The 20616-nt window shown below is 64.2% G+C and carries 25 protein-coding genes; 11 read left to right on the top strand and 14 right to left on the bottom strand.

Going from position 1 to position 20616, the window contains the following annotated elements:
- Positions 1–60 precede the first annotated feature (60 nt).
- The gene (locus tag AC07R1_RS03235) at positions 61–402 is read left to right on the top strand and encodes a low molecular weight protein tyrosine phosphatase family protein (protein ID WP_065363869.1); all 342 of its coding nucleotides are present in this window, start codon (positions 61–63) and stop codon (positions 400–402) included.
- A gap of 1 nt (position 403) precedes the next feature.
- The gene (locus tag AC07R1_RS03230; RefSeq protein WP_255313427.1) at positions 404–850 is read left to right on the top strand and encodes a WapI family immunity protein; all 447 of its coding nucleotides are present in this window, start codon (positions 404–406) and stop codon (positions 848–850) included.
- Between the two features lie 178 nt (positions 851–1028).
- Here AC07R1_RS03230 and AC07R1_RS03225 read toward each other — a convergent pair whose 3' ends face one another.
- Entirely contained in the window at positions 1029–2216 is a 1188-nt protein-coding gene (locus tag AC07R1_RS03225) for a PrpF domain-containing protein (RefSeq protein ID WP_065363867.1), read from the bottom strand.
- Positions 2217–2627: 411 nt separating this feature from the next.
- Here AC07R1_RS03225 and AC07R1_RS03220 point away from each other — a divergent pair, with 411 nt between their 5' ends.
- Positions 2628–3215, top strand: coding sequence for an AidA/PixA family protein (locus AC07R1_RS03220; protein WP_065363866.1), 588 nt, complete (start codon positions 2628–2630; stop codon positions 3213–3215).
- 45 nt (positions 3216–3260) lie between these two features.
- Here AC07R1_RS03220 and AC07R1_RS03215 read toward each other — a convergent pair whose 3' ends face one another.
- The 4 genes from AC07R1_RS03215 to AC07R1_RS03200 form a co-directional block, all read right to left on the bottom strand.
- The gene (locus tag AC07R1_RS03215; protein ID WP_011060979.1) at positions 3261–3881 is read right to left on the bottom strand and encodes a LysE family translocator; all 621 of its coding nucleotides are present in this window, start codon (positions 3879–3881) and stop codon (positions 3261–3263) included.
- Positions 3882–3968: 87 nt separating this feature from the next.
- On the bottom strand, positions 3969–4619 hold the full coding sequence (locus AC07R1_RS03210) for a DUF2239 family protein (RefSeq protein ID WP_123397408.1): 651 nt from the start codon (positions 4617–4619) through the stop codon (positions 3969–3971).
- A gap of 45 nt (positions 4620–4664) precedes the next feature.
- Entirely contained in the window at positions 4665–4895 is a 231-nt protein-coding gene (locus AC07R1_RS03205) for a DUF3079 domain-containing protein (RefSeq protein WP_015635378.1), read from the bottom strand.
- Between the two features lie 71 nt (positions 4896–4966).
- Positions 4967–5419 carry an Lrp/AsnC family transcriptional regulator gene (locus tag AC07R1_RS03200; RefSeq protein WP_011060976.1) on the bottom strand — a complete coding sequence of 151 codons (453 nt, stop codon included), beginning with the start codon at positions 5417–5419 and terminating at the stop codon, positions 4967–4969.
- A gap of 242 nt (positions 5420–5661) precedes the next feature.
- Between AC07R1_RS03200 and AC07R1_RS03195 the strand changes: the two genes are divergently transcribed.
- From AC07R1_RS03195 to AC07R1_RS03175, 5 genes are all read left to right on the top strand, one after another.
- Positions 5662–6279 carry a LysE family translocator gene (locus tag AC07R1_RS03195; RefSeq protein ID WP_011060975.1) on the top strand — a complete coding sequence of 206 codons (618 nt, stop codon included), beginning with the start codon at positions 5662–5664 and terminating at the stop codon, positions 6277–6279.
- Between the two features lie 9 nt (positions 6280–6288).
- On the top strand, positions 6289–6765 hold the full coding sequence (locus AC07R1_RS03190; protein ID WP_495110105.1) for a MaoC family dehydratase: 477 nt from the start codon (positions 6289–6291) through the stop codon (positions 6763–6765).
- 362 nt (positions 6766–7127) lie between these two features.
- On the top strand, positions 7128–7529 hold the full coding sequence (locus tag AC07R1_RS03185) for a hypothetical protein (RefSeq protein ID WP_015635375.1): 402 nt from the start codon (positions 7128–7130) through the stop codon (positions 7527–7529).
- 95 nt (positions 7530–7624) lie between these two features.
- Positions 7625–8179 (top strand): UPF0149 family protein, encoded by a 555-nt coding sequence (locus tag AC07R1_RS03180; protein ID WP_495110104.1) that lies wholly within the window; start codon positions 7625–7627, stop codon positions 8177–8179.
- A 97-nt stretch (positions 8180–8276) separates the two neighbouring features.
- Complete coding sequence (locus AC07R1_RS03175) at positions 8277–8969, top strand: hypothetical protein (RefSeq protein WP_495110103.1); 693 nt, start codon at positions 8277–8279, stop codon at positions 8967–8969.
- An 82-nt stretch (positions 8970–9051) separates the two neighbouring features.
- Here AC07R1_RS03175 and AC07R1_RS03170 read toward each other — a convergent pair whose 3' ends face one another.
- From AC07R1_RS03170 to AC07R1_RS03130, 9 genes are all read right to left on the bottom strand, one after another.
- The gene (locus tag AC07R1_RS03170) at positions 9052–10659 is read right to left on the bottom strand and encodes an alpha/beta hydrolase (RefSeq protein ID WP_495110102.1); all 1608 of its coding nucleotides are present in this window, start codon (positions 10657–10659) and stop codon (positions 9052–9054) included.
- Between the two features lie 474 nt (positions 10660–11133).
- Entirely contained in the window at positions 11134–11721 is a 588-nt protein-coding gene (locus AC07R1_RS03165) for a hypothetical protein (RefSeq protein ID WP_053158049.1), read from the bottom strand.
- Positions 11722–11737: 16 nt separating this feature from the next.
- Positions 11738–12346 (bottom strand): hypothetical protein, encoded by a 609-nt coding sequence (locus AC07R1_RS03160; protein WP_019093795.1) that lies wholly within the window; start codon positions 12344–12346, stop codon positions 11738–11740.
- A 107-nt stretch (positions 12347–12453) separates the two neighbouring features.
- Positions 12454–12804, bottom strand: a complete 351-nt coding sequence (locus AC07R1_RS03155; RefSeq protein WP_495110101.1) for a hypothetical protein — start codon at positions 12802–12804, stop codon at positions 12454–12456.
- Between the two features lie 40 nt (positions 12805–12844).
- Positions 12845–13138, bottom strand: coding sequence for a hypothetical protein (locus tag AC07R1_RS03150; RefSeq protein ID WP_011060967.1), 294 nt, complete (start codon positions 13136–13138; stop codon positions 12845–12847).
- 135 nt (positions 13139–13273) lie between these two features.
- Positions 13274–13750: a surface-adhesin E family protein gene (locus AC07R1_RS03145; RefSeq protein ID WP_011060965.1), complete on the bottom strand. Its 477-nt coding sequence runs from the start codon at positions 13748–13750 to the stop codon at positions 13274–13276.
- Positions 13747–14394, bottom strand: coding sequence for a hypothetical protein (locus AC07R1_RS03140; RefSeq protein ID WP_495110100.1), 648 nt, complete (start codon positions 14392–14394; stop codon positions 13747–13749). Before AC07R1_RS03140 ends, AC07R1_RS03145 begins: the two co-directional genes overlap by 4 nt.
- Positions 14395–14509: 115 nt before the next feature.
- A complete protein-coding gene (locus tag AC07R1_RS03135; protein WP_492576027.1) occupies positions 14510–15295 on the bottom strand; it encodes a PhzF family phenazine biosynthesis protein in 786 nt (261 codons plus the stop codon).
- Positions 15296–15300: 5 nt separating this feature from the next.
- On the bottom strand, positions 15301–15996 hold the full coding sequence (locus AC07R1_RS03130) for a helix-turn-helix transcriptional regulator (RefSeq protein ID WP_495110099.1): 696 nt from the start codon (positions 15994–15996) through the stop codon (positions 15301–15303).
- A 182-nt stretch (positions 15997–16178) separates the two neighbouring features.
- Between AC07R1_RS03130 and AC07R1_RS03125 the strand changes: the two genes are divergently transcribed.
- The 3 genes from AC07R1_RS03125 (at position 16179) to AC07R1_RS03115 (ending at position 20590) form a co-directional block, all read left to right on the top strand.
- A complete protein-coding gene (locus AC07R1_RS03125; protein ID WP_210456787.1) occupies positions 16179–16871 on the top strand; it encodes a response regulator transcription factor in 693 nt (230 codons plus the stop codon).
- Complete coding sequence (locus AC07R1_RS03120; RefSeq protein ID WP_495110098.1) at positions 16871–18208, top strand: HAMP domain-containing sensor histidine kinase; 1338 nt, start codon at positions 16871–16873, stop codon at positions 18206–18208. The genes AC07R1_RS03125 and AC07R1_RS03120 overlap by 1 nt, the downstream gene beginning before the upstream one ends.
- Before the next feature lie 147 nt (positions 18209–18355).
- Positions 18356–20590: a TonB-dependent siderophore receptor gene (locus AC07R1_RS03115; protein WP_375538518.1), complete on the top strand. Its 2235-nt coding sequence runs from the start codon at positions 18356–18358 to the stop codon at positions 20588–20590.
- The last annotated feature ends 26 nt before the right edge of the window (positions 20591–20616 follow it).

Genomic DNA, 20616 nt, shown 5'->3' with positions numbered 1-20616 from the left:
AATCAGCGCCTTTGCCCTGCCCTCCACGGGCCGGGCGCCTGTGCCAAGGAGTTCGGCCCAATGCTCAATGTCCTGTTTGTCTGCAGCCAGAACAAGCTGCGCAGCCCCACCGCCGAGCAGGTGTTTGCCGACTGGCCGGGGATCGAGACCGCTTCGGCGGGCCTCAACCACGACGCCCAGGTGCCCCTGGGCCCGGAGCTGGTGCAATGGGCCGGGCTGATTGTGGTGATGGAAACCCGGCACCGGGAAAAACTGCGCAAGCGCTTCAAGGCGCAGTTGAATAACCAGCAGATTGTCTGCCTGAACATTCCCGATGATTACGAGTTCATGGACCCGGAGCTGATCCAGTTGCTGCAGCAGAAGGTGCCGCAGTTTCTTCCCGATGGCGGCGAGGCTCGCTGATATGCCCCTGATATTCAGGGCCCCACCTGAGCTGCGGGTGGAGCTGGACATCCTTGGCTACCAGTTCCCTGGCAGCCACGATCACCTGGACGCCAACTGGCTGATGGTGCAGGGCCGCATCGAGCATCCCCAGGGCGACTGGCGTTTCAAGGATGCCTGCCTGAGGACTCATGAGCTCGATCAGTTGGCCCAGTGGCTACACGCCCTGGATCAGCCCGAAGGCCCTCCCCGGCCCTGCTGGTTCACCGAGCCCTGCCTGGCGTTTCACTATCTGGGCGGCCCCGAGCCGCAGATCCAGATCCACTTTTGCCTTGAAGCCGCACCGCCCTGGCTGAACCCGGAGCAACGGCTGGACGGCTGCCAAGTGACGCTGCCCCTGGCCTGCAATTCCGTGCCTCGGCTGCTGGCAGGGGTGGATGCCCTGCGCCGGGATTTCCCCCAGCGCTGAACCACAGCCGCCCGTCTGTAGCCGCTGCCGCAGGCTGCGATAGGCACCGAAGGGGCCTAGGCGCCAGGGGGATCGCCAGCGAGCCTGCGGCTCGTGCGCAGCCTTCGGCAGCGGCCACAAGAAGCGGGGCACGCGCGGGGTTGGACTCTGTGTGGCCGCGAAGGAGCCTCGGTGGTGGTTAGACGGAGCCGAGGGCGGCGATCAACGCTGGGGAGGCGTTGTACAGCGGCGTGCTGCCCTGCAACAGGATCTGTGCGCTGCGCCGGTAGGCGGCGCCATCGATCAGCAGCTCTCCACCGGCCAGCCGGGCGTTGATCAGGGTCTCCAGCACCCCGGCGGGGTTTTCAATTGCCAGCGGGTACTCGCCCGGCTCCTCGCCTAGCACCGGCGCCCGCGCCAACAAGGCATGGGCCACGGTGCCCTCGGCCAGGCAGGCCGCCGCCAGGCAGCAACCGCCGGACACCGCCAGGGACGGGTGGGCGTTCTGCGGGGTGAAGTAGCGGGTGGCAATATCCCCACCCTCTCGCGCTGGGCTGACGATGCAGATCTTCGGGATGGTTTCGCTGCGCCGCAGCTCGTCGGCGCTCATCAGGCTGCCGTCGCGCTTGCGCAGGCCCATGCGCAACCCGCCCAGCACCATCAGTTCCAGCAGGCGCGCCTTGAATTGCGGGTCGGCGTCCAGCTGGGCCGGGGTTTCCTCGCCGGTCTTGCCCAGGTCCGCCGCACGCAGGATGACCATGGGCACCGCCACGTCGATGCAGGTGGCGGCGATGCCGTCCAGCAGGTCCACCCGTTTGCCGGTGGGGAACAGCGCGCCGGTCTTGGCCCCCACCGGCTTGTCGAGAAACAGGTCGACCCCGGGAAACACCCCGTTGACCCCGGGAATCCGCGTGTCGCTCAGCAGCCGGCCATTGGCGAAGCCTAAGCGCGCATACATCGTGGTCTGGGTGTTGCTGTTGTAGATCTCGATCTGCCCACCGCCCTCCCCGGGCTCCAGCCAGCCGCGCTGCAGGGCGTACAACGGCAGGGCCGCGGACATGTTGCCGCAGTTGACGCTCCAGTCGATGGCGCTCTTGCCCGCCGCCAGTTGCGCCAGGGTGCTAATCATCCGCGTCTCGCCGGGGCGGCGCTCGACGATGAATACCTTGTTGCTGGTGGGCCCGCCGCGCCCCAGGCCGGTGATCTGGCTGTTGCCCGGCCACTCGCCATGCAGCGGCACGCCCATCAGGTGGCGCAGCAACTCTTCCACCAGCGCTTCGTCCCGGGGCAGCGCTTCGCGGGCCAGGATCAGCCCGGTGGAGGTGCCGCCACGGGCGTGGCACACGGGGAATTCAGGGATGGCAGCAGGCTTGGGCAGATCAGGCATGGCGGGCGCCTCCAGGGTGGGCGAATGGAACAGCCCCTTGTCGCACGGGCAACGGGCGGCAGCGCAGCATGATAAACCGTCGCGGCCTATCCCGGGGCCTGTCGCTTGGCGATCCGGGGTCGCCCGATTGCGCATCGTGCCCGGGGCCGATCAGCACCTGGGTCTTGGCACGGGTGCTACAGGCTTGTAGCCCGAAGCGGCCAGGACGCCCTCACGGCGCTTTTTTGACCGGCCCATTTGACTAACAGTCTTGAGCTTCTAGATTCCACTGGCGACCTCATGGAAGTGCATTTCGCCCGGTGCCCGACAGCTGTTGCGCCGCGCCCGGATGCTCGGTGGCCGCACGCTGCACAGCCGATGACACCCGGGCCTGGATCGCCAGGCCCATAGCGCGACAACAGGGAGCCGGACATGAACGAAAACATCGTGGATATCCTTGTCACCATTGACGTGGACACCATTCTGGAAAGCAACGGCAAGACCTTCGACGGCGGCAACACGCTGACCTTGAGCCAGCACAGCGCCACCCCCACCCAGCTCTACAACTACTACAGCAACGGCCAGCGCCTGTCCGACCAGGTGGTCTACATGGTGGCCCGCCGCGACAACACCGACGGGCCGGACGGCGGCTCCGAACTGGCGGTCAACCTGCGTCAGGGGGACATTGTCCGCTGGCGCGCCACCAGCCTGTCCAAGGGCATGTACAACGCGGTGCTGCTGTACCAGTACACCCAGACCAACCCGGTACCGAGTGCCGGCAATCCGCCCTATCTGACCGACGTCACGCCGGTGGTCCTGGACAGCACGCCGCTGCCCATCATCGACAAGGACAACCCGGCCGGGCAGCCCATCGCGCAAAGCGTGCAGAACTACTACTGGCAGGCCAACGCCACCCGGGTCGGCTCGCGCATTACCTACACCTGGGCCTTCATGATCCTGGACAGCAACAACAAGGTGATCGCCTACTGCTCCTGGGACCCGTACTTCTCCATCCACTGATGGCCATGGCCTCTCCCCGTTGCGGGGAGAGGCTTGCTCCAGGCTTCAGGCGCGCCGGGCCAGCAACAGCACCGAGGCCGCCGCCGACAGCAACGCCGCGCAGCAACGATTGAACAGGCGCTTGCCCGCAGGCTCGCTGAACCAGCGGCGCATGTGCAGGCCCATCAGCGCATAAGCGCTGATGGCGATCCACTCCAGCAGCAGGAACAACAGCCCCAGCACCAGGAACTGCGAACCCACTGGCGCCCCGGGCTCGACGAACTGCGGCAGAAACGCGGTGAAGATCAGGATCGCCTTGGGATTGCCGATGGCTACCAGAAATTCCTGCCGGCTGAGGGCCAGCAGCCCGGACACCCGGCTGCGCTCCGCACTCTGCACCTGGGGGTCCGCGGTCCACAGCTGATAGGCCAGGTACAGCAGGTAGCCCGCGCCGAGAATCTTGATCCCGTAGAACAACAGCTCCGAGGCTTGCAGCACCACCGCCAGGCCGGCGGCGGCCAGGGCGATCATCAGGGCGAACGCTGCCAGGCGGCCGATGCCCGCCAGGCACGAGGTGCGAAAACCGTAGGTGCTGGCATTGCGCACCGACAGCAGGTTGTTCGGCCCGGGGGCCATGTTCAGGGCGAAACAGGCCGGGAGAAATAGCGCCAGGGTGGCGAGGTTCATAGGCACTCCAGAATCGGCAAGGCGTCGTTGTTGACCGGCAAGGAACATAAAACGCCTGGGCCCCGGGACACAAGCCAGCCCCGGCGATTACGCCCCGGCCAGGCGCAAGGCATAGGCACGGATGTCCTGCGGCCAGTCCTCGATGCACTGTTGCAGGCGCGCCAGGTCCGCGGCGAACAGCGCCCGGGTGGCTTCTTCATAACCGGGAAGATCGCCGCCCATGGCCAGCATGAACTGGTAGGCCGCCTCTTGCGCGGCCCGCTGGCGCTGCGGTTCGGCGCCATGGCGCCGGGCTTCGTCCACCAGCCGGCGCAGCACCGCCGAGGCGCCACCGGGCTGCTCGGCCAGCCAGTCCCACTGGCGCGGCAACAGGGTCACTTCCCGAGCGATGACCCCCAGCTTGGGTCGCCCCCGCCCCCGGGGCGCAGCCTCTTCGCCCTCGACCGGCGCAGCAGCAGGCTGGCGCGGGCGATAGCGCCCGTTGCCCGGCGCCGGCGTGGCGGCCAGGCGCTGGCGCACTTCGTCCGGGGTGCCCCGCAGGTCGAGGTCGATGACCCGGCCGCTGGCATCGTCGAACACCAGCAACGGCTGCGGCGCCGCCTCTTCGCTGGCACGCTTGACCGCCAGCGCGACCTCCAGCAACGGGCCGGCCGCCAGCACCTGCTGGGCCTGAAACGCAGTGACGGGTTGGGTAAGTGGGTCGGACATGGTTATGGCCTCAAGGAAACGAGGCTGCATATTACCCGGGTATTAATAAGACAATCAATAATACCCGGGTAATATTTAAACAGCGGCCGGCCCTCGCGACTGCCGCTGTGGGGCCGGCTCGCTGTCGACGGGCATCTCGATGCCCCAGTCGCCGTCCAGGTACCAGTCCTCCCCGAGCATTTCCGCCGGGTGCATGGTGCGATCGGAACCATTGCCGCAGGCCAGGGCATTGGCCGCGCAGTAGCGGTCGCAGCCCCAGCAGATCCGCTCGGGGTGTTTGGGGCGCAGGGGAAAGGGCTTGGCCATGGCGGCTCCCGGAACCTGGATGAAGGAGCCTGCACCTTAGAACCTGCGGGGCCTTCGAGCCTTGATCCCGATCACAATGGCAGAGTGCGGTCCTGGATCACCTGCTTCATCACCAGGGTCGAGGTCAGGCGCTGGACGTTGGGCAAGGTCGACAGGCGTTCGTCATACAACCGCTGGAACGCCGGCAGGTCGCGGGTGATCACCTGCAGCAGGTAATCGGGTTCGCCAAACAGCCGCTGCGCCTCGACGATCTGGACAATGCCCTGCAAGGCAGTTTCGAAGGCCGCCACGGCCTGGTGATCGCCCTCGCGCAGGGTGACAAACACCATGGCCGAGAAATTCAGCCCCAGGGCGCTGGGCGCCAGTTGTGCGCGATAGCCCAGGATCACCCCGGACTGCTCCAGCGCCCGTACCCGGCGATGGCAAGGGGACAGGCTGAGACCGACCCGCTCGGCCAGGTCGGTGACCGAAAGGCGGCCGTCGGCTTGCAGCTCGGCAAGAATCTTCTGATCAATCCGATCCATTTGAATAATTCTCCCCATTCGAAGGTTTGCAGTTGGAATATTAGAGAAAAAATCCCCCTCGATCTTCACTATTCTTTCTTCACACCTTGAAGCCCCTGTTCACCGCAGCTGTGCGGCGGTCGAGCCCCTGATGCCCGTGAGAAAGCCCCATGCCCTACCCCCTTGCCAAGCCGCACCCTGCGCTGCCTAGCGCGACCGCCTGCCCCGCCCACGCTACCTGCAGCCAGCCGAGGTAAGCCAGCATGGAACCGAGCATGTTGGCCGCGTTCTGGGCAGTGTCGCTGCTGTTCGTGATCACCCCCGGCGCCGACTGGGCCTATGCCATCTCTGCCGGGCTCAACGGCCGGGTGGTGATTCCCGCGGTATCCGGGCTGCTGAGCGGGCACCTGCTGGCGACCCTGGTGGTGGCCGCCGGGGTCGGCGGGCTGGTGGCGCGTTACCCCCTGGCCCTTGCGGGCCTGACCGTGGCCGGTGCCGGCTACTTGCTGTGGCTGGGCGTCGGCCTGCTGCGCCACCCGTCCACGCCCCAGGCCGGCGCAGGCCAGGCCGATGCTTCCTGGGCACGCTGGTCGTTCAAGGGCCTGTGTGTCAGCGGCCTCAATCCCAAGGTCTTCCTGCTGTTCCTGGCCCTGCTGCCACAGTTCACCAGCCCCGCGGCCGCCTGGCCGGTGTCGCTGCAGATCCTCGCCCTGGGGCTGCTGCATGCCTTCAGTTGCGCGGTGATCTACCTGTTGGTGGGCTTCGGCTCGCGCACTGTTCTACAAGCGCGGCCGGTGGCGGCGCTGTGGGTCAGTCGCCTGTCGGGCGGGTTGATGGTCCTGATTGCGCTAGTGTTGCTGGCGGAACAACTCCTGGCTTGAGGAAGACCCATGCATAGCTTCAGACAACGAGCGGCTCGCGGGCTGCAAAGCGGTGACAGCTTCAGCCTGTCGCGACGCTTCACTCCCCAGGACATCCAGCGCTTTGCCGAGATTTCCCGGGACTACAACCCGGTGCACTACCACCCGCCCTTCGCCGAGGCCCGAGGGTTTCGCGAACCGGTGGCCCATGGCCTGCTGACCGCCAGCCTGGTGACCGAGATCGGCGGGCAGATCGGCTGGCTGGCCTCGGCGATGAGCTTCCAGTTCCGCCGCCCGGTCTATGCGGGGGATACCGTGACCTGCCGCTGGCTGATCACCGAGGTGGATGCCCGGGGGCGGGCTACGGCGGTCATCACCCTGAGCAACGAAGATGGCGTGATCGTGCTCGAAGGCGAAACCCGCGGCGTGCTTCCCGGCGAACAGGAACGGCAGTTACTGAGCCAGATGCTCGCCGAAGGCGACCCCGGCAACCCCCTGGCTCGGTAGGCCTCAAGACCTGCGACGCACCCGAAGCCCCCTTCGCTGGCAAGCCAGCTCCTACACAAAGCCCCGCCACTACCCCACCTCGTAGGAGCCGGCTTGCCGGCGAAGAGGCCCTCAAGCCCTGCGACGCACCCGAAGACGCCTTCGCTGGCAAGCCAGCGCCTACACAAAACCCCACCACCACGCCATCTCGTAGGAGCCGGCTTGCCGGCGAAGAGGCCCTCAAGACCTGCCGCGCCCCCGAAGACGCCTTCGCTGGCAAGCCAGCTCCTACACAAAGCCCCGCCACCACGCCATCTCGTTGGGGCTGGCCGGGCACAGAATTTTCTCTGACAGCGGCTACGGGATCGCTATGATGGATCACCATGAACCCCAGCCCCGCGATCCGCCAACCCTGTCCGCCCGGCGCCTGCATTTGCGAGCGCGAGCAGTTGCTGGACACCCCCGGAGCCGACCTGCGCATCCTCAATCTCACGCGCCAGGAGGAAAAGCGCCTGCTCGAACGCCTGGAAAACCTCAAGGACCTGGCGGACCTGGAACACATGCAGCGGCGGATGTACGAACAACTGGGCATCCGCGTCCAGATCAGCCCCAGTGACAATGTGGTCCGCAGCATGCGCGGCATCGCCATTTCCCTGGGCGAGTTGCCCGGCCTGTGCCGCAAGACCCGGCAATCGATCCCGGCCGCCATCCGCCGGGCCATGGAGCAGCGCCCGGAAATCGCCTACCGCCTGCTGGACTCCCAGGACCTGTTGCGCGGCACCTGAGGGCTGCGCACTCAAGCGCCGCCCATACCGTTCAAGGCTTGCAGCCCGGGGCCTGAACCCGGAAACTTGCTGCTGCTTTTTCCAGGACTTCTCTCATGCAAAACACCCCATTGAACGCCGCCGACTTCGAAACCCTCGAAGACACCCTGCTCAAGTACGGCCACGACCACTCGGTACTCAACCCCTGCGAGCTGGACGGTTATTTCACCGCGCTGGTGTCGGGCCCGACCCAGGTGGATATCGCCGAATGGTTCCCGGCGATCTGGGGCGGCGAGAACCCCAATTGGGAAACCCCGCAAGAGTGCCGGCAGTTCATCGACCTGTGCGTGCGCCACATCAACACCCTGGCCGAACAACTGGCCAGTGATGCCCAGGGTTTCCATGCACGTTTCGAAACCACCGAACACCAGGGCCAGGACCTGCTGCTGGCCGAAGAATGGTGCTTTGGCTACCTGCGTGGCGTGGCCGTGGGCAACTGGCCGCAGATGCCGGCACCACAGACCGGCCTGTTGCAGACGATCATCGACTGTGCCGAACAGGACAACTTCGAACTGCCGGCCGACCTGGATCTGGAGCAGCATCGCCAGCAGGTAGCGGCCATCGAACCGGCGGCGCGGGCGCTGCATGCCTATTGGACGGCGCAGCGCTGAGGCTGACGCCAGCAGAAGCACCGCGGGGGCCCTAAGGGGCAAAAAAAGGCAGATTTCCCGCTCGGGGAAGTCTGCCAGCCAAGGACGGATAATGCCCATGTTCAAATGCATCAAGAGACTTTTCAGCCGGAATGCACCAGCGCAGCCGCAGCCGCAGGACATTCCCGCACCCGCCGCCCCTCCGACATTGGAGGAATATCTGTCCGGCTTGCCAACTTGCGATCATGAGCCCGACGAGGACTTCTACTACCGAACAGAAGCGGCTGACCAATGGACGCGATACTTCTCAAGCGAATTCACCATACCCTGCCGCAACCAGGGAGGAGGTCATTCCCAAGACCTGACGATGAACGAAGCGCTGAAAAATTACGCAGCCGTCCATGGTCTGGTGTACGTGTTCTACTACTACAGCCCATTCCCCTATGCACAAACGAAGATTGCCTCGCACCATAAGGAGTGCATTGAGGCTACCTCAGGGCTGATCTCGCCTTACAAACATTGGATGCTCCTGTGCTTTCTGGCTCGCTATAAAAAAGACACCGCGGCGTTGACAGGGCGAACAAGCTTTGCCGATGGGACCCAAAACGATCAAGAGTGTCGATACATCATTTGCGATCCCCCCTGCCTGACCATTCCACGACAGGACATCCAACTTCACTTGAATGGTCATTGGTACTCATTGCCGGCCATCACCGATTTAACTCTAGGCCAGCTCATGGTGACTTGGCGCGATGATGCAACCTTCTGCGCTTCACGAGCCGCTTCACTACTCCTGGCCGTGAAAGTCTGATCAAAGGTCCATTCCCGTTTTAAGCAGGCATGGTGTGCGCCATGCCTGCAAAGCTGGGTGCGGTAGTAGTAAGGCCCTCAGATCATTGGGTAGGCGCATATTCCTCAATCAGTTTCCACAGCAAACGGCCCATCGGTAGGCGGTAGATATCGCTGTGGGCCCCTCCTCCGGATCCCGGCGAGTTGAATTCGGTAATGCCGTTAGAAGCGTCGATATAGGCCACTTTTCTGTCCGGGCCGGTGCTCTTGAACGGCTCGGCGCAGCCTTGCTGACCGTGCTTGCAGACTTCGAACCGACCTCCTGGAACTGCGGATGTGTCAGAAGCCGTCATGCACTCGAATATGCGCTGGTACTGGGGGTCGGTCGTATCGCAGGCCTTGTGGTATGAGCCGATCGATCCGGCAGGATCGGTCCAGACGATAAAGGGGGCGCCGGTCGCCGAATCGTTGGTGGCTGCAGTCAGCACCACCTTGGTCTTTTGAAGATGCCCGTAGTCCCGATAGGGAGCGCCTTCACGTCCGAGGTCCGGGGCAAAACGGTTGATGCTCATCGCCCCTTGCAAGCCAACGGCCAGATCAACCGGGCTGGTGACCATCGGCTGATCGGGGAACTGACTGCCAAGAGGCACCAGGGCCGGTGAACTGAACACCGCGCGAGTCATGGCGCGCGCCCCGAAACTGTGGCCTAGCGCAACAACCCTGGCCTTGCTGCCAGAGGCCGCCAGGCTGCGCGGAATGGTTTCGTTGAGCATCTTGTTCAGCCAGGACAAGCCTACTTCGTCCGCATCATTGGCCTTATTTGAATAGCTGAATACGTTGCCGAAGGAGTTGGACCAATAAGACGGCCAGGTCACGCCAATGACCAAGGGGCGGAAGTGACCAGTCACCTGATCATCGACCAGCGGTTTGATTGCCAGCGTCCTGTCGATCGGACTTTCTTGCTGTCCCTTGGCCGCTTCCAAGGAAGCGGCCATCAAGTTACCAGTCAAGTCATTGAAATTTCGTATTGCTTCTTGTTGGGCAGTGTTCCAGCCCATGACAATCACCAGAACATGGGTGTAACTACCTTGCCGAAGGTCCTGGGTCAAATTATTTTCCAGCGATAGCAGCGCATACTTTCCATAATCGTAAAACTGATAGGCATGGGCATCCACCTTGTCTAGGTTGGTGGATATTGAGCAGGCATGCCAGTCACTTATTTTCGCCAGATCATAGTTCTTTTTGACGAGTGATAATTGCTTTGCCGCGTAAGCGTTATATACAAAGCAATGATTCTTTGAAAGATAAGGATCACTTGCCCCGGCGGTGTCCTTGGCTATCGAGTTTTTTATGATGTGCGAAATGAACATCGCCTTAGAGTCACTTTCCTGAAATCTCCTGATCTGACTTGGTGTTCCCCAGCGGCTTGGTTCTTCCGCGCTGATGTATTGGCCGCTCCGTACGAAGCTGACCTGGGGATAAGCCTTGGGGCCGCCGACGATGGCCTGTGGGCTTTTTTCAATGGCCACGACATACCCTGGGTAATGCAAGGCGGTTCCGGATGGAAAATACAGGCTGGAATGGAAGTTTTTTGCATTGGTGCTATCCAGTTGCAATGCCGACTCATAAGGCTCCATGACCGACCCGGGTCCGGAACAACCAGCAACTCCTACTCCCAAGGCAATCAGGCTTAACCATTTGAGACGCATCATAACTAACTCCCTGGATCACTCCTGACCCTTATACTGACCTTCGCGCCGTAGACACATTAGTTAGAGGCAACGTGGACATCTTGCCTAGTCACAACACCACTATAGTCAGCAAGCGGCATTCAGCCAGCATCTCGATATATAAATATTAAGACTTACCTCTAAAGCCTTTTCCACATGAGATCAACTTTACTTCAACACTCCGACCTGCCCTCACTCGCTAGCACAAATCAAATTTAAATCCAGCCACTACTTGAAAAAACCTATTCGATAGCGAACTTATAGTTAGGCGACAATCAACTTTTACTTAATAAACACAAAAATAATCAATTACTACAAGATCAACTACGCCGGGCTCTGGCCAGTGCAGTGGCATGAGAATATTGGTTCCGCTGCTGGCCCGGCCCATGAGAAACGCCGCTGGCCCTACCCGGGCCAGCGGCGTTTTCATGCCTGCCATCAGGTGCTGCGCGGGGGTTACAGCAACTGGCGTTGCACCGCTTCATCCAGGGTGCTGCGGGCCAGTTGCTGGACCACATCGCGGGTATCCGCCTGGAAAGGAATGGCGACGATCAGCAGCAGTTGCATCCAGGTACGCACCGACTCGCTCTTGCGAATCCGCCCCAATTCCTTGCCGTCCTTGTCCTTGAACACCGTCTCCAGGGTGAAGGTGTTTTTCGCCGTGGACGGGATGATGAAGAAGGTGGCGCCGGTGATGATGGCCGAGGCCATGCTGAACTGTTCGTTGTTGTACAGAGTGGCTTCGGCGTACAGGTCCGACTCGACCTTGTCGGTGCTGACCCGGGCAAAGCGCCCGGACTGGCGGTAGGTATCGGCCACCGCCGCTTCCCAGGCGGCGGCCGGGGCGCCGGCGGCAGCATTGGCCGGGCCGCCATTGACCTGGTTCATCGCGGTGGTGCGCACGAAGGCCGTGGGTTTGTGTTGCTCCGCCTGGGCGGTGGGTGGCCAGGCCGTGACCGGTGCCAGTTCGTGTTGCGAATAGGACACGCAGCCGCTCAGCAGTACCGCGGCCAGCACCAGTACGTGCTTGATGGAACCGAACATGTGACGCTCCTTGATCCTAGTGCGCCAACCGGGCGGTGGCGTTGTCGAGCAATGTGCCAACCAGCTCGTTGAGCTGCTTGGCGCCCTGGGTCGGGGCCCAGTATTCGCGCCCATAGAGACCGACATTGCGCTCGAACTTGAGCTGCTCCCTGGCGCTGGCCAGTTCCTTGCCGTCGCGATCAACGATCGACAGATCACCGGCCAGGTCGAAGCTGTCGACGTAGATCGGGCCATTGACCCAGATCCACAGCGTCAGGGTCAGCAGGGCCCCCGGCACATAGCCCGGGTGCGGCCCGCGATGGCCCTTGAGGGAGGTCATGTTGAACTTCAGCACCACGTCGTTTTCCCCCAGGCGGGTAGGAAACTCGCTGAGTTGCTGGAAGTAGCCGGCGCTCTTGACGTAGGGCGTCAGCTGGGCGGTCAGGGAGCGGCTGATGGCGGTGCGGGTGGCTTCGTCGATACCGGCGGCGGAAACCTGCACATCGGCGATTTGCGCGGTGCGCGGGCTGCTGGCAGGCGCGGGATGCAGCGGTGCGCCCAAGGGGCCGGTGACGTTGTAGGACACACAGCCGGTCAGCGCCAGGGTGGCGACAAGGGCGGTGGCCCTGAGGAGGGTTCTGAACACGAAATATCCTTATTGAGGGACGGACAGCACCAACGTCTCGACCCCGGCGCCCAGAACTTTAGGAAAACCTCGCATTCGGTTGGGCGCTACAGGCCCGCTCTCGGGCCTTATTGATAATCCTCTTCATAGGCCTGGAGCAGATTGAACAAGTGCTCCTGGGGCATCGCGCAGTCCTCCAGCGCTTCGGGCGCAACGCCGTTCCACTCCTCATCGGGGTCGCTTTCGACAATCAGCAGCGGCACCTGGGCGTTGTTGCAGAAGGCGAGGATGTCGCGCAGTTCCTGCTCACGTTCCACATGGTCGTTTTGAAACAGCTTGGCGCTGTAGAAGAAGCCCTCGGCGCCACGGCGCAGATAGCCCTGGGCAACGCTCAGGGACAGGCCCAGGCGTTGATGGAGAAACTTGACCAGCGCCAGGTCAGTGCTGGGAGTCGCGGCGGCGATGCTTATTCTGGACATGGCAGGTTCCTTGATAAATCGGCGGGCAGCCCTCGCCCTGCTACTCGGGCCGCCACAGTTCGAGCCCCTCCACATGGCGCTCGATGTCGTCCATGTCGTCCTCCCCCAGGGTACGGTCGAAGGGTTCGCTGAGAATCCTGCGCACCTGGGCCAGGCGCTGGGTGACCTGCTGGTTATCGATGAAATCGGTGGTGGCGCGCTGGTAGTCAGCCACGGGTTTATCCATGTAGTAGGCGCCCATCTTGTGCAACGAGATCAAGACGAACTCCAGCTCCGCCAGGGCCTGCAGCGCCTGCTCGCCAGAGAGGGTGATGGTGCGGTTGCTTTCCAGCATCGAAACTTCCTTGGTGCTCAACAGTTGGACAGAATGCCGCCTGGGTGGCGTGCGGCGCGCGCTTCAATCAGGCAGGCCACCGCCCATGCTGATCATGGCCTGGCCGGGCTGATCAACAGGCCCGGCTGACACCGCTCACCGACTCGGTGCCGGAGCCAGCTTGAGCCGGGTCGGATCGACCGCGCAGGCCATGTTGCGCAGCTCCCCGATCAACGATTGACGGGGAAAGGCGGCCCATTGCGCAAGATCGTCCTTGCGCATGACCTCCACGCCCTGGGCGAAGGGCTCGGAGAAGTACACCCGGCCGAACTGCGCCGACTCATCCTTCTCGCAGTTGATCACCCGGGTCGCGCGGGAGCTGTAGATCGGCGGCTTGCCACCGCCCAGCGCAGCAGGCTTGGCGTAGTTGTTGACCAGATAGAACTGCCGCAGGTTCGGGTTGTTCTGGTAGAGGGCCAGCGAGTTGGCGGCAAAGTAGGTGGCCAGTTCCGGGCTTTCCAGCACCTTGAACATGCCGTCCGGACGCTGCGGCGCCGGGGCCTCCCCGGGGGTACCCGAATGCGCGCAACCGGCGAGCAAAAGCGCCGCGCTCAAGCTCGACAGCTTGTTCATCGGCCCGCTCCCTGGGCCAGGTCCGGCCGCTCCTGCTCCAGCAATGGCTGATCGACAGTGCCCTGCAGCGAGCAGAGCAAACGGGTCTTGCCGTCTTCCTGGCTGAGCATGAGGACCTTTTCCGCGGAGCCCGGCGCCGGGGCGATGCCCGAAGCGGCGGCCGGGTTGTCCTGCCAGGGGGCCGCGGCGTTGAGTTTGATCTGCGGCCGGGAGACGAAGTATTCGCCAGTCTCCTGCCAACCGGCCTGGGGCAGCGCGGCCATGACGGCCTCGCGGCTGGCATCGATTTCAAAGCCCCAGAAGTGAAAGGTGCCCTGCTCGCCCAGGTCGAACTGGCGGTCGTAGTAGGCGGTCAGGGGCAGGCCCTGATCCAGCAGCGGCCGGGAAAACGCCATCAGCGCGGTGGCGCTGTCGCGGCGCTCCGCCACCGGAATCCAGGCGATGCCCTGGCGCTGATTCTCCGCCAGTTTCACCACCTGCCCGAGCTCGGCGCGCTGCTGATACAGGGCCTTGAAAAAACTCGGCTGGCACTCCAGCAGGCTCTGGCTGAGGCTCGCTGCCTGGGCAGCGCCGGCACTCAAGCCCAGGAGCAAGGCCAACAGCGGTGAGGTGGAAAGGCGGGGCAAGGTGCGCGTCCGTTGCATGGTCTGGAGCATCCTGAGCAGGCGAAAAAAACGCGACTCTACTCCCGCCGGCACCGCCGAGACAAATCCGCCTGCAGGCACCAGGCCTGCATGGCAGAGCGGCGCCACAGCCGGTTCAGAGGAAAATACGGCCCTTGAGGTACAAGGCGCCGTAGCCGCTGATGATCACCCGCCCGTTGTCCAGCACCTGGCACTGCAACTGGCCCTTGCGCGCCCCGCCCTGCTGCGCCCGCAACTGACGCTTGCCCAGGCGCGCGGCCCAGTAAGGCGCCAGGGAGGTATGGGCGGAACCGGTGACCGGGTCTTCATTGACCCCGACCCGCGGGCCGAACCAGCGCGAGACGAAATCGAATGCCCGGGACGGCGCCGTCACGGCGATGCCGCGCACATCGAAGGCGGCCAGTGCGGCGAAATCGGGCTTGAGCGCCTCCACCAGAGATTCGTCGTCCACCACCAGCAGGTAATCGTCGGTGCGATACAGGGCCTCGGCCGCCGGCAACCCCAGGGCTTGCAGCAGGGCCGGAGGAATCGCCACGGCTTCGGGCTGCTTGGCGGGAAAATCCATGGACAGCAGGCCGCCCTCGCGGCTCACCCGCAACTCGCCGCTGCGGGTGGCAAAGCGCAGCACGTCGCGGCGCTCGCCCAACTGCTCGAACAGCACCCAGGCCGCCGCCAGGGTGGCGTGCCCGCACAGGTCGACCTCCACCGTGGGGGTGAACCAGCGCAGTTCGAAGACTTCGCCCCGGGGCACGAAATAGGCGGTTTCCGACAGGTTGTTCTCCAGGGCGATGCGCTGCAGGACCTCGTCCGGCAACCAGGCATCCAGGGGGCACACCGCCGCCGGGTTGCCACCGAAGACGTGGGAGGTAAAGGCATCCACTTGAAAGATATCGAGCTGCATCGCGGTCATTCCTCGGCGCCTTGGGCGCGGATCTGTTCCAGGTAGTTGTAGATGGTGTAGCGGGTCACCCCCAGGGCCGCGGCGGCCTTTTCGATCCCGCCCTTGACGATGAACACCCCGCGCTCCTGCATCTGGCGCACGGCGTCGAGCTTGTGTTGCTTGCTCATGCGCGCCCCGTTTCCCGGGCAGGCGCCCTGGATGATCTGGGCCAGCAACTGTTCCATGTCGGGGGCTTCGTCGCGGCGCGGCGCAGGCGCGCTGCCCAGGCCCAGCAACTGCCCGAGGCAGGCATGAGCGGCGGCGATACCACTCAGGTCGCTGTTGCTGCACAGGCTGGCGAAGGGCTGCCCGCTGCTGTCGCGAAAGATCACCGTGGAACTGCGCAGCTCGCGGCCGTCGGGGGCCAGGGTCGAGTAGTTCTCCAGCACCAGCGGGGTCGCCGCGGAGCGGTCTTGCAGGGCACGTCGCACCGCGGCAAAACCCAGGTCCTGGCGCGGCCCGACCAGCACCGGGTCGCCTACCCGGCGCCCGGTGACATGACCATTGGCGATGGCGACGATCGAGCACTCGGGACGGTCAAGGTCATGCAGGACAATCTCCACGTGCCGGCCGACCACGCTGCCCAGCATCTGCAAAGTGCTGTGCAGCACCTGCAGCACCAGCTGACGTTCGGCAAGCAGGGAAGCGCAAGATCGGTTCATGGGTGACTACCAAGGTGAACGGCCAGGAAAAATATCAACACTTTGTTGAATATTCAACTTCTTGTTCGATTGATCCCGGTCATGCCCGCCCATCATGGCAATTGCATAGCCAAGGGCATTGCTGCAATATTCGCAAATGTAAAACGTTCTCATTAAATATCCCCATTCAAGTGCTCTGCCCCATGACCCCCAACCTGCTTCTCGTGGAAGACGACGCCCGACTGCGCGACGACCTGGACCTGCATTTCCGCCAGCGCGGCTTTACCGTCACCACCTGCACCGACGGCCGCCAGGGGCTGGCCGCAGTGCGCGCCGGCCACTTCGACCTGGTGTTGCTGGACATCATGCTGCCGGGCATGGACGGCCTGGCCCTGCTGGAAACCCTGCGCCAGGAACAGGGCACGCCGGTGATGCTGATGTCGGCCCTGGGCGCCGAGCAGGACCGCATCACCGGCTTTACCCGAGGCGCCGACGACTACCTGCCCAAGCCCTTCAGCCTGGCCGAACTGGACGCCCGCGCCGACGCCCTGCTGCGGCGCATGGCCCGGGTACAACAGCTGCAGGCCACGCGCCAGGACCCGATCCTCAGCTTCGACGACCAGGCCCAGGACGTACTGCACCAGGGCCGCGCAGCGGGCCTCACCGGCTCGGAATACCGGCTGCTGGTGACCCTGCGCGAGCACCCCGGGGAAACCCTGAGCAAGCCGTTTCTCTATCAGCACGTGCTGCACCGCATCTACACGAGGCTCGATCGCGGCCTGGATGTACACGTGTGCAACCTGCGGCGCAAACTCGCCGACCTTGGGGTGCAGCACCTGCAGATCCAGGCGGTGCGCGGCGCGGGCTACATCCTGGTGGAAGCGGAACGCCACTGATGCGCCGTCACCCCCTGCTGTGGAAACTGGCGCTGTTGCAGATCGGCTTCTGCCTGCTGCTGACCTGGATCATCTGGACCTGGGGCCTGTCGGCCGAGCGCAGCACCTATTTTCTCGACCCCGCCGACCGCCAGTACCTGGCCAGCTACGCCCAGCAGGCCGAGCACGCCTGGCGCCAGGGCGGCGTGGCTGCGGTCGATGAGTTCCAGCGACAACTGGCAACCCGGGAAGACACCTGGGTCGCGGTGATCGGCGATCGCCTGCAGAGCCTGGGCAGCACGCCGCTGACCGCTGAGGAAGCCAGCCACCTGACCTTCATGCGCAAGCTCGACTGGCCCATGAGCCGGCGCCTGCAGGACGAGTTGCCCTACGTCAGCATCGAATTCCCCGAGCACCCGGAGCAAGGCCGGCTGGTGCTGCAACTGCCCGAGCGCCTGCTGCCCAGCGGCCTGACGCCCTGGACCCACGTGCTCAGCCATGGCGTGGTGCCGACCCTGCTGGCCGCCCTGCTCGGCCTGTTGCTCTACCGCCACCTGGTGCTGCCGTTGAACCGCCTGCGCGACCGCGCCGATGCCTTGCGCGCCGACGACCTGGAAAGCCAGGGGCTGGGCACGCCCCTGGTGAACCGCCACGACGAACTGGGAGAACTGGCCCTGGCCTTCGAGCACATGGCCGAGCGCCTGCGCCAGAGCCTGGCCCAGCAGCGCCTGCTGCTGCGCACGCTGTCCCACGAGCTGCGCACGCCCCTGGCGCGGTTGCGCATCGCCCATGACAGCCGGTTGCCGCCGGAGCAGTTGCGCCAGCGCCTGGACCGGGAAATCGCCGACATGCAGCGCCTGCTGGAAGACACCCTGGACCTGGCCTGGCTCGACACCGAGCGCCCGCAGCTGCCCACCGAAGCAGTGCAGGTGCTGTCGATCTGGGAAGCCCTGCGCCAGGACGCCTGCTTCGAAAGCGCCTGGGACGCCGAGCGCCTGCCCTGCCTGCTGGACGCCGAGTGCCGGGTCCAGGTGCACCTGGACAGCATCGCCCAGGCCCTGGAGAACCTGCTGCGCAATGCCATCCGCTATTCCCCCGCCGACGGCCGGGTGAGCCTGCGCGGCTGGCGCGAAGGCGCCTATTGGCACCTGTGCCTGGAAGACCAGGGACCAGGGGTTGCCGAACAGGACCTGCAACGCATCTTCCAGCCCTACCAGCGCCTGGACTCGGCCCAGGGCGACGGCTTCGGCCTGGGCCTGGCCATCGCCCGGCGCGCCGTGGAGCTGCACCAGGGGCGGATCTGGGCCAGCAACGGCCACCCCGGGCTGTGCATGCACCTGCTGCTGCCCGCCGCCTAGGCCCGGCACAAGCGCGGCCGGTCCCCTGACAGAACCTCGCCCCGACCTGGAAGTGTTTAGAAAGTTAATGCGCTTTACTCGCAAATAGTAGTCATTATCATTCGTGATCTTCTGTTTCTGCCTCTGTCCCGGAGATCACCGATGTCCATGCGCTCGATGCGTCCTTTCGCCCCCTTCCTGCTGTCCGGTTGCTGCCTGCTCAGCCAGGCCGTGCAGGCCGCCAACGAAGGCTCGACCCAGCCGGTCCTGGAGCTGGAACCCCAGAGCGTCATCGCCACCGCCAAGGAAGAAACCAAGCAGGCACCGGGGGTCTCGGTGATCACCGCCGAGGACATCCAGAAGCGCCCGCCGGCCAACGACCTGTCGCAGATCATCCGCACCATGCCCGGGGTCAACCTCACCGGTAACTCCACCAGCGGCCAGCGCGGCAACAACCGGCAGATCGACATCCGTGGCATGGGCCCGGAAAACACCCTGATCCTGGTGGACGGCAAGCCGGTGGGCAGCCGCAACTCGGTGCGCTACGGCTGGCGCGGCGAGCGTGACAGCCGCGGCGACACCAACTGGGTGCCGGCCGACCAGGTCGAACGCATCGAAGTGATCCGCGGCCCGGCGGCGGCCCGCTACGGCAACGGCGCCGCTGGCGGGGTGATCAACATCATCACCAAGCAGGCCGGCATCCAGACCCACGGCAATGCCACGATCTACAGCTCGTTCCCGACCCACAAGGACGAAGGCGCCACCCAACGCATGAGCTTCGGCCTCAACGGCCCGCTGACCGACAGCTTGAGCTACCGGGTCTACGGCAACGTGGCCAAGACCGATTCCGACGACGCCGACATCAACGCCGGCCATGAATCCCTGCGCACCGGCAACCAGGTCGGCACCCTGCCCGCCGGCCGCGAAGGGGTACGCAACAAGGACCTCAACGGCCTCTTGAGCTGGCACCTGACCCCGGACCAGAGCCTGGACTTCGAAGCCGGCTTCAGCCGCCAGGGCAACATCTACACCGGCGATACCCAGAACACCAACAGCAACAGCACGGTGAAAAACCTGCTAGGCCACGAGACCAACCGCAGCTACCGCGAGACCTATTCGGTGACCCATCGTGGCGAATGGGACTTCGGCAGTTCCATGGCCTACCTGCAATACGAAAAGACCCGCAACACGCGGATCAACGAAGGCCTGGCCGGCGGTACCGAAGGCATCTTCAGCAACAGCGAGTTCTACACCGCGGTGCTGCGCGACCTGACCGCCCATGGCGAGGTCAACCTGCCCCTGCGCGCCGGCTTCGAGCAGACCCTGACCCTGGGCAGCGAATGGTCCCAGCAAAAGCTCGACGACCCCAGCGCCAACACCCAGAGCACCAGCGAAGGCGGCGCCGTGGGCGGCCTGAGTAGCAGCAACCGCAGCACCCAGTCCAGCGCGCAGATCTTCTCGCTGTTCGCTGAAGACAACATCGAACTGCAGCCGGGCACCATGCTCACCCCGGGCCTGCGTTTGGACCACCACAGCATCGTCGGCGACAACTGGAGCCCATCGCTCAACCTGTCCCACGCCCTGAGCGACACCCTGACCCTCAAGGCCGGCATCGCCCGCGCCTACAAAGCGCCGAACCTGTACCAGCTGAACTCCGACTACCTGCTCTACAGCCGCGGCCAGGGTTGCTACGGCCAGAGCACCAGCTGCTACCTGCAGGGCAACGACAAGCTCAAGGCGGAAACCAGCGTCAACAAGGAACTGGGCCTGGAATACAAGGCCGACGGCTGGGTGGCCGGCCTGACCTACTTCCGCAACGACTACAAGAACAAGGTGGAATCCGGCCTGGCCCCGGTGAGCCATGCCAGCGGCGGCAGCGGCGCTTACCGCAACTCGGCGATCTACCAGTGGGAAAACGTGCCCAAGGCCCTGGTGGAAGGCCTGGAAGGCACCCTGACCATTCCGTTGGCCAGCCAGCTGACCTGGAACAACAACTTCACCTACATGCTGCAATCGAAGAACAAGGAAACCGGCGACTACCTCTCGGTGACCCCGCGCTACACCCTCAACTCGATGCTCGACTGGCAGGCCACCCAGGACCTGTCGCTGCAGGCGACCGTGGCCTGGTACGGCCAGCAGACGCCGAAGAAGTACGACTACCACGGCGACCGAGTCACCGGCAGCGCCACCCAGCAACTGGCGCCATACGCCATTGCCGGGGTCAGCGGCACCTACGCCCTGACCCGCCACCTGAGCGTTACCGCCGGGGTCGACAACCTGTTCGACAAACGCCTGTTCCGTGAAGGCAATGCCCAGGGCGTGAACAATATTGCCGGGGCCGGCGCCGCCACCTACAACGAACCCGGGCGCACCCTGTACACCAGCCTGACCGCTTCGTTCTGAGCCATTACCAAGAGCCATCACCAAGA

It is taken from the genome of Pseudomonas sp. GW821-FHT07F01, assembly GCF_059418825.1.
The sequence above is the reverse complement of the archived record's forward strand: the minus strand, read 5'-3'. Positions and strand labels throughout refer to the sequence as shown.

Coding starts and splice junctions, on each gene's coding strand:
- AC07R1_RS03235 (WP_065363869.1), top strand. CDS start 61: ATGCTCAATGTCCTGTTTGTCTGCAGCCAGAACAAGCTGCGCAGCCCC.
- AC07R1_RS03230 (WP_255313427.1), top strand. CDS start 404: ATGCCCCTGATATTCAGGGCCCCACCTGAGCTGCGGGTGGAGCTGGAC.
- AC07R1_RS03225 (WP_065363867.1), bottom strand. CDS start 2,216: ATGCCTGATCTGCCCAAGCCTGCTGCCATCCCTGAATTCCCCGTGTGC.
- AC07R1_RS03220 (WP_065363866.1), top strand. CDS start 2,628: ATGAACGAAAACATCGTGGATATCCTTGTCACCATTGACGTGGACACC.
- AC07R1_RS03215 (WP_011060979.1), bottom strand. CDS start 3,881: ATGAACCTCGCCACCCTGGCGCTATTTCTCCCGGCCTGTTTCGCCCTG.
- AC07R1_RS03210 (WP_123397408.1), bottom strand. CDS start 4,619: ATGCAGCCTCGTTTCCTTGAGGCCATAACCATGTCCGACCCACTTACC.
- AC07R1_RS03205 (WP_015635378.1), bottom strand. CDS start 4,895: ATGGCCAAGCCCTTTCCCCTGCGCCCCAAACACCCCGAGCGGATCTGC.
- AC07R1_RS03200 (WP_011060976.1), bottom strand. CDS start 5,419: ATGGATCGGATTGATCAGAAGATTCTTGCCGAGCTGCAAGCCGACGGC.
- AC07R1_RS03195 (WP_011060975.1), top strand. CDS start 5,662: ATGGAACCGAGCATGTTGGCCGCGTTCTGGGCAGTGTCGCTGCTGTTC.
- AC07R1_RS03190 (WP_495110105.1), top strand. CDS start 6,289: ATGCATAGCTTCAGACAACGAGCGGCTCGCGGGCTGCAAAGCGGTGAC.
- AC07R1_RS03185 (WP_015635375.1), top strand. CDS start 7,128: ATGAACCCCAGCCCCGCGATCCGCCAACCCTGTCCGCCCGGCGCCTGC.
- AC07R1_RS03180 (WP_495110104.1), top strand. CDS start 7,625: ATGCAAAACACCCCATTGAACGCCGCCGACTTCGAAACCCTCGAAGAC.
- AC07R1_RS03175 (WP_495110103.1), top strand. CDS start 8,277: ATGTTCAAATGCATCAAGAGACTTTTCAGCCGGAATGCACCAGCGCAG.
- AC07R1_RS03170 (WP_495110102.1), bottom strand. CDS start 10,659: ATGATGCGTCTCAAATGGTTAAGCCTGATTGCCTTGGGAGTAGGAGTT.
- AC07R1_RS03165 (WP_053158049.1), bottom strand. CDS start 11,721: ATGTTCGGTTCCATCAAGCACGTACTGGTGCTGGCCGCGGTACTGCTG.
- AC07R1_RS03155 (WP_495110101.1), bottom strand. CDS start 12,804: ATGTCCAGAATAAGCATCGCCGCCGCGACTCCCAGCACTGACCTGGCG.
- AC07R1_RS03150 (WP_011060967.1), bottom strand. CDS start 13,138: ATGCTGGAAAGCAACCGCACCATCACCCTCTCTGGCGAGCAGGCGCTG.
- AC07R1_RS03145 (WP_011060965.1), bottom strand. CDS start 13,750: ATGAACAAGCTGTCGAGCTTGAGCGCGGCGCTTTTGCTCGCCGGTTGC.
- AC07R1_RS03140 (WP_495110100.1), bottom strand. CDS start 14,394: ATGCAACGGACGCGCACCTTGCCCCGCCTTTCCACCTCACCGCTGTTG.
- AC07R1_RS03135 (WP_492576027.1), bottom strand. CDS start 15,295: ATGCAGCTCGATATCTTTCAAGTGGATGCCTTTACCTCCCACGTCTTC.
- AC07R1_RS03130 (WP_495110099.1), bottom strand. CDS start 15,996: ATGAACCGATCTTGCGCTTCCCTGCTTGCCGAACGTCAGCTGGTGCTG.
- AC07R1_RS03125 (WP_210456787.1), top strand. CDS start 16,179: ATGACCCCCAACCTGCTTCTCGTGGAAGACGACGCCCGACTGCGCGAC.
- AC07R1_RS03120 (WP_495110098.1), top strand. CDS start 16,871: ATGCGCCGTCACCCCCTGCTGTGGAAACTGGCGCTGTTGCAGATCGGC.
- AC07R1_RS03115 (WP_375538518.1), top strand. CDS start 18,356: ATGCGCTCGATGCGTCCTTTCGCCCCCTTCCTGCTGTCCGGTTGCTGC.